Genomic DNA, 715 nt, shown 5'->3' with positions numbered 1-715 from the left:
TCGCGGTTTTCACTGTGAACCCGAAATTCACTTCACTGATTGGTTTCGTCAAATACCAGCAGACTTACGGGCTGGCCGTCCACCAGGCGGCCGCCCTGGTTATCGCCCGGCGGGCGCTTGGTTTTAAAGAAAAGCTGCCCAAAGAATTGCTCAAAGCTCTGGCGCCGAAGGAAGGACAGCCGCGCTTTGGCTTATGGGGCAGGCTTTTTGGAATCGTCAAGCATACCCGCCGGAGTGCGATAAAGGAAGGTATCTGGCGTCGGGACTGGTTGATTGAAGACTACCTCTCCCGTGCCGGAAAACGAAAGCGGGCGGCTTAAAGCCGTTGAAAATTTTCAAGCCTGCTGTTCTAGCTCCGGTCGTGTCTGCCCGAAGGCACGGCGAGCCTTAATAGAAAAGCACCTTTAAGGCGGAGACCGGGGACCGCAGGCAGGCGGGGTAACTCCCCCTCCCGGTATGTGCTCAAGGAAAGATGTCTGTGCCTTCGCTTGCGAAGCCCGTGGCCCGTTCCGCACAGAGGTCGGTCCCGCGAGACGGAAAAACACCGGGAAGTGACTGATGGCCATATGCGCCTTCGGGTTAGGTGCATCCCCTGCGGGGGCGTCAGTCAGCCAGACGGTGATGGAGGTATCCGTCGGCGAGGGCTTTTGCCCGAGTCTGCACAATGAGTACCTTGGTGCAAAGTTAATGGTTGTTTAGCTTTGTATAGGGAAAA

General features: G+C 56.6%; 1 pseudogene. It reads left to right on the top strand.

Annotation, left to right across the window (positions count from 1 at the left end):
• Positions 1 to 320 (top strand): annotated as a pseudogene (locus tag A6M21_RS18680) (hypothetical protein); the annotation flags it as partial.
• Positions 321 to 715 lie beyond the last annotated feature (395 nt).

This window comes from Desulfotomaculum copahuensis (genome assembly GCF_001655685.1).
Lineage (GTDB): Bacteria > Bacillota > Desulfotomaculia > Desulfotomaculales > Desulfovirgulaceae > Desulfotomaculum_G > Desulfotomaculum_G copahuensis.
This window is presented reverse-complemented; position numbering and strand designations above follow the sequence as displayed.